This window comes from Salipaludibacillus sp. CUR1 (genome assembly GCF_021028955.1).
Taxonomy (GTDB): domain Bacteria; phylum Bacillota; class Bacilli; order Bacillales; family Salisediminibacteriaceae; genus Salipaludibacillus.
This window is the reverse complement of the sequence record NZ_JAIWPE010000045.1, coordinates 1-6,783: the sequence shown is the minus strand read 5'-3', so window position 1 is coordinate 6,783 and position 6,783 is coordinate 1. Positions and strand designations below refer to the sequence as shown.

Annotated in this window: 5 protein-coding genes; all 5 read left to right on the top strand. The window is 32.6% G+C overall.

Annotated elements, in window-relative coordinates:
• The first annotated feature begins 157 nt into the window (after positions 1-157).
• Positions 158-1,366, top strand: a complete 1,209-nt coding sequence (locus tag K8O68_RS09655; RefSeq protein ID WP_230896687.1) for a glycosyltransferase — start codon at positions 158-160, stop codon at positions 1,364-1,366.
• Between the two features lie 2 nt (positions 1,367-1,368).
• Positions 1,369-2,553: a glycosyltransferase gene (locus K8O68_RS09650; RefSeq protein ID WP_370640512.1), complete on the top strand. Its 1,185-nt coding sequence runs from the start codon at positions 1,369-1,371 to the stop codon at positions 2,551-2,553.
• A gap of 75 nt (positions 2,554-2,628) precedes the next feature.
• A complete protein-coding gene (locus K8O68_RS09645; protein ID WP_230896685.1) occupies positions 2,629-4,392 on the top strand; it encodes an ABC transporter ATP-binding protein in 1,764 nt (587 codons plus the stop codon).
• A gap of 17 nt (positions 4,393-4,409) precedes the next feature.
• Positions 4,410-5,417: a glycosyltransferase family 2 protein gene (locus K8O68_RS09640; RefSeq protein WP_230896684.1), complete on the top strand. Its 1,008-nt coding sequence runs from the start codon at positions 4,410-4,412 to the stop codon at positions 5,415-5,417.
• A 154-nt stretch (positions 5,418-5,571) separates the two neighbouring features.
• Positions 5,572-6,594: a glycosyltransferase family 2 protein gene (locus tag K8O68_RS09635; RefSeq protein WP_230896683.1), complete on the top strand. Its 1,023-nt coding sequence runs from the start codon at positions 5,572-5,574 to the stop codon at positions 6,592-6,594.
• The last annotated feature ends 189 nt before the right edge of the window (positions 6,595-6,783 follow it).

The following is a 6,783-nucleotide window of genomic DNA, read 5'->3' as shown; positions in this document are numbered from 1 at the left end:
CAGGCGTCTCTCGTTCAAGTATAAGTATTTAATGTCCTTATTAAATTATAATGTTAATTTTATGTATTTTAATAATAATTTGAATAGAAAAATAAGACATTAAAAAACTTCTGCATCAGCGTATTTTACTGAGACCATAGTGAGGTGAAACTTAATTATGAAAAAAAAACTCTTATTTGTAATTGATTCATTAGACTGTGCAGGTGCAGAAAAAAGTTTAGTAACTCTTTTAGGGTTATTAGATTATTCTAGGTATTCCGTAGATCTAATGTTATTTGCACACGGGAAAGAGTTGGAAAGACTAGTTCCTCAAGAAGTCACTATCCTGAAGCCATTAAAATATACTCAATTTACAACTTTACCTTTAAAAAATGCGTTTATGACTTCCTTGAAACAGTCTGAATATAGAATGTTGATGTCCAGGTTAAAATATTCAACTTTGATTCGGAAGAACCCATCTACTAATCCTCAGAAGGCAAGGATATTTTGGCAAAGTGTTTCAAGTGTTATTGAACCTAATCCAAAAAAATATGACATTGCAATCAGTTATGCCCAGGGAGTTCCTACATTTTATGTAGCAGAAAAAATAAAAGCAAAACGGAAATTAGCCTGGGTCAATGTCAGCTATCGTTTGGAGGAAAAAGAAAAGCAATTTCAAAAAGACTATTATGATAAATTCGATAGTATTGTTGCTGTCTCAGAATCCACAAAGAAAGTATTCCTCGAGACTTTTCCTGAATATGCAAATGTAATTAAAGTTGTTTACGATATAAATAATCCTGCATTCATCAGGAAAATGGCTAATTTTGGAATAGGGTTCCAAGATAATTTTAATGGCCTGAAAATTTTGACTATAGGAAGGTTGGCGCCTCAAAAGGGATACGACATTGCCTTAGCGGCCTGTGAAAAATTAATTGAAGGTGGAATAGATTTCAGATGGTACGCATTAGGGAAAGGCCCTCTTCAAGAGGAGATTAAAAACAAAATAAAAGAAAGAGGGTTATCAGAGCATTTCATTTTGCTTGGTGTGGAAGCGAATCCTTATCCGTTTATTAAAGATGCAGATATTTACGTTCAAACTTCTAAATTCGAAGGTTACGGCTTAGCTATAGCAGAGGCGAGAATGCTTAATGTACCTGTCGTTACAACAGAATTTGACGCTGTTTATAATCAAATGGTACAAAGGAAAAACGGGCTTGTAGTAGACATGAACGCAGAGGCTGTATGCAATGGAATTATTGAACTTATTCAAAATAAACAACTGAGGGAAGAGATTATTTCTTACTTAAGAAATGAGAAGAAAGGGAATACTGAAGAACTGGCAAAGTTCTATGAATTAGTAAATTACAATGAAAGTGTGAGCTAATGATGAAAAAGAAAGTGTTATTTACGCTCATCAACATGAACATCGGGGGGACTGAAAAAGCTCTTTTGGATATGATCAGAGAGCTGCCGGAAGATCAGTTTGATATAACTATATTGATGCTTGAGGAATATGGAGGTTTCCTAGATTCGATTCCATTAAACGTTAAAGTGCACTATATCAAGAATTACGATCTTATCAAACCTTTAATCCATAACCCTCCAAGAAATTCTAGTATGCATTATATAAAAAAAGGGAAGTTAATTAAATCTTTTTGTTTTTCATCTTATTATCTTGTATCTAAGGTTATGAAGAATAAAAACGTTTTATTTAATTATTTATTAAAAAATTACCCTCAAATTGATAACGACTACGATATCGCTGTAGCTTATGCAGGTCCGATGGACTTCATAAGCTATTTTGTTTTAAACAAAATAACTGCTAAGAAGAAAGTTCAATGGATTCATTTTGATATTACAAAAATAGGATTTGATAAAGCATTTGCAAATCAAAATTACGATAAATTTGATAAAATTTTTGTCGTCTCGGAAGAAGCAAAAAATAAAGTAATAAAAACCGTTCCTGGCATTAAGAGTAAAACAGAAGTTTTCTATAATTTAGTCTCTCCTAATAGAATTAAGCAATTAGCTAAAGAAGGAAAAGGGTTCGATGATGTTTTTGATGGTAAAAGAATACTTACTGTTGGGAGATTATCTCAAGAAAAAGGGCTGGATTTGGCTATTAAAGCTTTGGCCCGGTTAATAAGTGAGGGTTATAACATCAGATGGTACTGTGTAGGAGAAGGTAAATACCGCAATCATTATGAAAAATTAATTAAAACATACAACCTTGAAAATAAATTTATTTTACTTGGCTCAGATACTAATCCATACCCTTATATGGATCAGTGCGATATATATGTTCAGTGTTCCAGGCATGAAGGATATTGTATTACTCTTGCGGAAGCCAGACATTTAAACAAACCTATCGTAACAACAAATTTTACTGGAGCGGGGGAACATATTAAAAATGGTGAGACCGGACTGATTGTAAATATATGTGAAGATGGCATTTATGAAGGACTAAAAAGATTAATAGATAATGAGGAGTTATCAAGAAGTTTCGAAATAAGGTTGAATAATGAAACCGGTTTGAAAAATGATGAACTTAAAAAAATATATTCACTGTAATAAAAGTTTGAACATGTAAATCCACCTGATTAAACGCTATTTAAATCATAAGTCACATATTAAAGGTGTGAGGAAATGAAAGATATAAAAAAAATATTAAGGCTCTTTAACAAACGGGAAAAAAAGAAATTAATTTTATTATTTATTATGATGGTTATTGCAGCTATTTTTGAAACGATTGGAATTGGTCTTATTGTTCCGTTTGTAAGTATTATCACTAACCCGGAAGTTGTTCAAGAACAAGCGATTTTAAGTTATTTGTATGTGACAATGAACTTTCAATCCACTTCTGCCTTTCTAATATTTGCTGTCATTATATTATTAGTAGTGTTTATTTTGAAAAATCTGTATTTACTTTTATTTCACTACGTACAATACCGAGTTATTTTAAACCAGCAAGTCAAACTATCAAGAAATCTTTTGAAAGAATATCTGATAAAACCATATACGTTTCACTTGCAGCGTAATACGGCTGATCTTTTACGAAATGTAAATGGAGAGGTATCAAAGGTTTTTCAAGGGATTATCTTATCCGGCTTCCAACTGTTTACAGAGATATTGGTCATAGGCTGCATTTTAATATTACTGTTTATAACGGCTCCATTAGCCACATTCACAGCTTCGGTCTTATTAGGCGGAAGTGTTTTTATATTTTTTAGGATATTCCGGAAAAAGATCAGCGACCTGGGTAAAGAACAGCAAAAAGTTAACGGGACGATGATTAAATGGGTGAATCAAGGACTTGGAGCCAGTAAAGAAGTAAAAGTATCAGGAAAAGAAAACTTCTTTGTTAATGCCTATACCAGACAGAGTCAGATTAAAGCTAATAATAGCCGTTACATGAAGATGTTAGAACAAGTCCCGCGTTTGTTTATTGAAACGTTACTAGTCTCTGTGGTCCTTTTAACAATGTTGATTATTATGCTGCAAGGCACCACGACTGCGCAGATAGTATCAACAATGGCTTTGTTTGCTATGGCCGCCTTCCGTTTAATGCCATCTATAAATCGTGTCGTGGCAATGGTTACAGCCATTCGATACAATCGCCCTGCATTAACGATCATATACGATGATTTAATCAAAAATACTTCAAATGAAAAGCTCTCTAACACTAAAAAACAAGTAATTAATCATGGCAATCGTACGTTTAACAGAGCTATAGAGTTGAAGAATGTATTTTTTCGTTATCCCGGCCAGGAAGAGGAAGCAATTAAAAATGTTTCTTTAACCATACCAATTGGTCAGTCTGTAGCATTTATAGGGGAGTCAGGAGCTGGAAAAACAACATTAGTCGATATAATTCTAGGTTTATTAAATCCAAGCAAAGGCGATGTCTTAGTTGATGGTAAACCGCTAATTAACCAGAAATCTATATGGCAGCAAAAAATTGGGTATATCCCTCAATCAATATTTCTCTCTGATGATACGATTCGGGGGAATATAGCTTTTGGGATTGAAGAGGCTCAAATAGATGAAAACGAGGTTTGGAGAGCTTTAGAACAAGCACAATTAAAAGAATTCGTCAAATCATTGCCCGAGCAATTAAATACAAAAGTCGGTGAACGTGGAGTCAGATTGTCAGGAGGCCAGCGGCAGCGGATAGGAATTGCAAGAGCACTATACCACAATCCGGAGATCCTATTCATGGACGAAGCAACGTCAGCACTCGATAATGAGACAGAAAAAGAAATTATGAAATCAATAAATAAATTAAAAGGGGAGAAAACATTAATTATAATTGCACATCGGCTGTCTACGATTGAAAACTGTGATCTTGTATATGAAATGAAAATAGGGACCATAATTAGCAAAACAAAAGCTGAAAGATCAGCTATTTGAAATGGGGAAACATAAATATGAATGCTCCTTCTATTAGTGTTTCAATTACCGTATATAACCTTGAAAAATATGTAGAGAAATGCATTTTGTCAATTATAAATCAAACATTTACAGACTTTGAATTTATTATCGTAGATGATGGCTCAACGGACACAAGCGGTGACATTTGCAGGTTCTATGAGCAGAAAGATAAAAGAATCACATATATATATCAATCTAACCAAGGGGTGTCTTCAGCACGTAACAAGGCTCTGGAAGCTTCAAGAGGAAAGTATGTTTACATGGCAGACGGAGATGACATGCTTAAACCAAATATGCTTGAAAATCTGCACCTTCTTTGTGAAAAGAATAAGGCAGATATTAGCACATGCAGGATCCAGTGTATAGATGAATACGGCCAGTTAATAGGAACACCAAAAGAAAAAGATAAAATTTATATAATGACTAATGAAGAAGCATTATTTAAAACTTATACCGGTGAACTTACAGGATATGGGGTATGTAACAAGCTGTTTAATAGAAGATTATTTCAAAATGTCACTTTTCCCCTAGGTAGAAAATTTGAAGATGCTGCCGTGTTGTACCGGCTCATTCAACAGGCAAATAAAGTGATTTATACAGAAGAAGCTATGTATTACTACGTTATTCATGCAGAAAGCATGACGAGAAAGAATTTAACGAAATACAGTTCTAAAAGGTTGGACATTATAAAAAACTTTGAAGAATGTATAGAGTTTTTAAAGCAGCAAAATACGTCCAAGTATGTAATTGATATTATTGCTGCAGACTATTACAAATCACTTCGGGGGCTCACGATTGATATTATGAAAGAAGATAAAAACATACAAAAAAACTCTTTACAGACAGTCAATCAGCAGATTAACAAGTGGAAGCACTTGTTCCTTAGCAATTTTTATGTCTCTAGAAAACAGGAGTATTTAATCTTCTTTTGGTCCAGGCTGCCAGGCCTTACTCTTATGCTTTACCGTATTCGAAACCAATTGGTACTAAAGTTAACCCATTAGTATTTTTAGTAGTAATTTTTTGTGTTTCTAAGATATATTCATACTAAAAAATTTACACTTTAAGAGTTTTATCTTTCTATAGAAGTGTAAAGCAGCACTAGAATAATTTTGACGTTAATTGAGTATCTACTTTTTTAAAAAAGGGGAATGTCAAGTGAGGCCTAAAGTTAGCTTAATTGTAGCTGCATATAATATTGAACAGTATATTAAAAGATGTATTAATTCTCTTGTCAACCAAACCTTTAAAGGTATAGAAATAATCGTGGTTAATGATGGTTCTACAGATAATACATTAAATGAAATCCAACAAATGGCTCAAACAGATCCTAGAATTAAAGTAATTAATCAAACTAATAAAGGTGTCATGAAAGCAAGGGAGACAGGTTTAAAAAAGGCAATAGGGGAGTATGTAATATTTATCGATGGGGATGATTGGTTAGCTGAAGAGGCAATTAAAATTTTATATAAAAAAGCTAAACAAAATAATTATGATATTGTCTGTTATAAATACTTTTTCTCTGACGGCGAAGAAGTTAGAAAAAGTTCAACAAAAAACATTGCTTATGACAAGATTACCGGAGATGAGTTCCTTAAAATGATTATGACAAGTAAGATTAACCCTTCCTTATGGAGTAAATTAATGAAGAGGAAGTTTATTTCAAATAATAATGTAGCGTTTCCTAATGGAATTAAGAAAGCTCAGGATTTAGCTTTTTCTTGTTCAATTGGCTTGCACTCACCACATGTTTGTCTTATTGACGAGTATTTATATTATTATTTTTATTCCAGGAGCACTTCAGTGACAAATACCATTTCACCCATAGTATTAGAGGTTGCGAGAGCGACCGATTTTATAGAAAAGCAATTAAAAGAAAATAATAAGTACAAGGATTACAAGGAAGAATTTGAATACTTAGCTTTCATTCATAACTTTTGGGTGAATAGAGAGATGATTTATAATAAAAAAAACAAATTTAGTAAGGCCCTGTATAAAAATTGGAAGAATATAGGGGTGGATATTAAGAGAAATAAATATTTTAAAGAATCTATGATAAGTGAGCCTCTCAAAATAAGAGTAATTTCCCAAATACTCATTAGTAACTATACCTTAGGAAGTTTATTTTACAAATTTTATAATTTATATATTTTATTGTTTAGAAAGTCAGAGGCTGCTTAATTAAATTTATATTTTAGGTAGGTGTAGAGATGATGTTAAAAAAGAGGGGGGCTAAATTAAAGCCTCTTTTAATTAAATGTATAAATGAAATAATAGAATTAATAAATAAATCTAAATTCCTCCTGCCTTTTACACATAAAAGGTACATACAAAAAAGATTTTATCATCAGCATGGATATGAGGTGGATT